Origin of the sequence: Streptomyces sp. DSM 110735, assembly GCF_016482685.1 — a bacterium.
Lineage (GTDB): Bacteria > Actinomycetota > Actinomycetes > Streptomycetales > Streptomycetaceae > Streptomyces.
Genome location: NZ_JACYHF010000042.1, coordinates 1 through 2,685 on the forward strand (window position 1 = coordinate 1; position 2,685 = coordinate 2,685).

Below are 2,685 nucleotides of genomic sequence, written 5' to 3' on the forward strand. Positions count from 1 at the left end.
CATGGCCCCGCACTCGTCGCGACGCTGGAGGGACTTCCCGCCGGCGTGCCGATCACCACCGAGATGGTGGCGGATCATCTGGCGCGGCGGCGGCTCGGCTATGGGCGCGGCGCGCGGATGAAGTTCGAGCGTGACGAGGTCACTTTCCTGGGTGGTGTGCGGCACGGTCTGACGCTGGGCTCCCCGGTGGCGGTCATGGTGGGTAACACCGAGTGGCCGAAGTGGGAGCAGGTCATGGCGGCCGACCCGGTGGACGAGGAGGTGCTGGCGGGTCTGGCGCGTAACGCTCCGCTGACCCGTCCGCGTCCCGGTCATGCCGACCTCGCCGGTATGCAGAAGTACGGTTTCGACGAGGCGCGGCCGATTCTGGAGCGTGCTTCGGCGCGTGAGACGGCGGCGCGGGTGGCGCTGGGCGCGGTGGCGCGGTCGTACCTGAAGGAGACGGCCGGGATCGAGATCGTCTCCCATGTGGTGGAGCTGGCGGCGGCGAAGGCGCCGTACGGGGTGTACCCGGTCCCGGCGGACGTGGAGCGGCTGGACGCGGACCCGGTGCGCTGCCTGGACGCGGACGCCTCGAAGGCGATGGTCGCGGAGATCGATCAGGCGCACAAGGACGGTGACACGCTCGGCGGTGTGGTCGAGGTGCTCGCCTACGGTGTGCCGGTGGGTCTGGGTTCGCATGTGCACTGGGACCGCAGGCTGGACGCTCGTCTGGCCGCCGCGCTGATGGGCATCCAGGCGATCAAGGGTGTCGAGGTGGGTGACGGGTTCGATCTGGCGCGGGTGCCGGGGTCGAAGGCGCATGACGAGATCGTGCGGACCGAGGACGGCATCCGCCGGGTGACCGGTCGCTCCGGTGGTACCGAGGGTGGTCTGACCACGGGTGAGCTGCTGCGGGTGCGGGCGGCGATGAAGCCGATCGCGACCGTGCCGCGCGCCCTGAAGACGGTGGACGTCGCCACGGGCGAGGCGACGCAGGCGCACCACCAGCGCTCGGACGTGTGCGCGGTCCCGGCCGCCGGGATCGTGGCGGAGGCGATGGTGGCGCTGGTCCTGGCGGACGCGGTGGCGGAGAAGTTCGGCGGCGACAGCGTGGCGGAGACCCGCCGTAACGTGCGGTCGTACCTCGAGAACCTGACGATCGGATGAGCGGGATGCCGGTCGTGGTCCTGGTCGGGCCGATGGGTGTGGGCAAGTCCACCGTGGGGCGGCTGCTGGCCGAGCGGCTGGGCGCGGCGTTCCGGGACACCGACGACGACATCGTGAGCGCGCAGGGCCGCGAGATCGCGGACATCTTCGTGGACGACGGCGAGGAGGTTTTCCGTGCGCTGGAGAAGCGCGCGGTGGCCGCCGCGGTCGCCGGGCACGCGGGTGTCCTGGCCCTGGGCGGCGGTGCGGTCCTGGACGCGGACACGCGGGCGCTGCTGGCCGGGCAGCGGGTGGTCTACCTCTCGATGGACGTCGAGGAAGCCGTGAAGCGCACCGGTCTGAACGCGGCGCGTCCGCTGCTCGCGGTCAACCCGCGCAAGCAGTGGCGGGAGCTGATGGAGGCCCGCCGTCATCTGTACGAGGAGGTCGCCGCGGTGGTCGTGGCGACGGACGGGCGCGACCCCGACGAGGTCGCCCAGGCCGTCCTGGACGCACTGGAGTTGAAAGAAGCATGAGCGAGGCAGTCACCCGCGTCCAGGTCGCCGGGACGGCCGGCACCGCCCCCTACGAGGTCCTCGTCGGCCGCCAGCTCCTGGGTGAGCTGGGCGGGTTGATCGGCCCGAAGGCGAAGCGGGTCGCCGTGATCCACCCCGAGGCGCTCGCGGAGACCGGGGACGCGCTGCGCGCCGACCTGGCCGGGCAGGGTTTCGAGGCGGTCGCGATCCAGGTGCCCAACGCCGAGGAGGCCAAGACCGCCGAGGTCGCCGCCTACTGCTGGAAGGCGCTGGGGCAGTCCGGGTTCACCCGCTCCGACGTCATCGTGGGCGTCGGCGGCGGCGCCACGACCGACCTGGCCGGGTTCGTCGCGGCGACCTGGCTGCGCGGGGTCCGCTGGATCGCGATCCCGACCACCGTGCTGGCCATGGTGGACGCGGCGGTCGGCGGCAAGACCGGTATCAACACCGCCGAGGGCAAGAACCTCGTCGGCGCCTTCCACCCCCCGGCCGGGGTGCTGTGCGACCTGGCCGCGCTGGACTCCCTCCCGGTCCACGACTACGTCTCCGGGCTGGCGGAGGTCATCAAGGCCGGTTTCATCGCCGACCCGGTGATCCTCGACCTGATCGAGTCCGACCCCGAGGCCGCGCGTACCCCGGCGGGACCGCACACCGCCGAGCTGATCGAGCGCTCGATCCGGGTCAAGGCGGACGTGGTCTCCTCCGATCTCAAGGAGGAGGGGCGCCGGGAGATCCTCAACTACGGGCACACTCTCGGCCATGCCATCGAGAAGAACGAGCGGTACAAGTGGCGGCACGGCGCCGCCGTCGCCGTCGGCATGCACTTCGCCGCCGAACTCGGGCGCCTCGCGGGACGGTTGGACGACGCCACCGCCGACCGCCACCGCGCGGTCCTGGAATCCGTCGGACTTCCCCTGCACTACCGCTACGACCAGTGGCCCAAGCTCGTCGAAGCCATGAAGGTCGACAAGAAGTCCCGCGGCGACCTGCTCCGCTTCATCGTCCTGGACGGCCTCGCCCG

General features: G+C 71.8%; 3 protein-coding genes. All 3 read left to right on the forward strand.

What is annotated here, in order from left to right:
• A partial coding sequence (aroC, locus tag IF655_RS30810) for a chorismate synthase (protein ID WP_199588518.1) occupies positions 1-1,149 on the forward strand: 1,149 nt, incomplete at its 5' end.
• Positions 1,146-1,664: a shikimate kinase gene (locus IF655_RS30815; RefSeq protein ID WP_199588520.1), complete on the forward strand. Its 519-nt coding sequence runs from the start codon at positions 1,146-1,148 to the stop codon at positions 1,662-1,664. The genes aroC and IF655_RS30815, both read left to right, overlap by 4 nt.
• On the forward strand, positions 1,661-2,685 hold a 1,025-nt coding region (aroB, locus tag IF655_RS30820; RefSeq protein WP_199588522.1), incomplete at its 3' end, for a 3-dehydroquinate synthase. The genes IF655_RS30815 and aroB, both read left to right, overlap by 4 nt.

Excerpts from the sequence above, each read along its gene's own strand:
- IF655_RS30815 (WP_199588520.1), top strand. The coding sequence starts at position 1,146 with ATGAGCGGGATGCCGGTCGTGGTCCTGGTCGGGCCGATGGGTGTGGGC.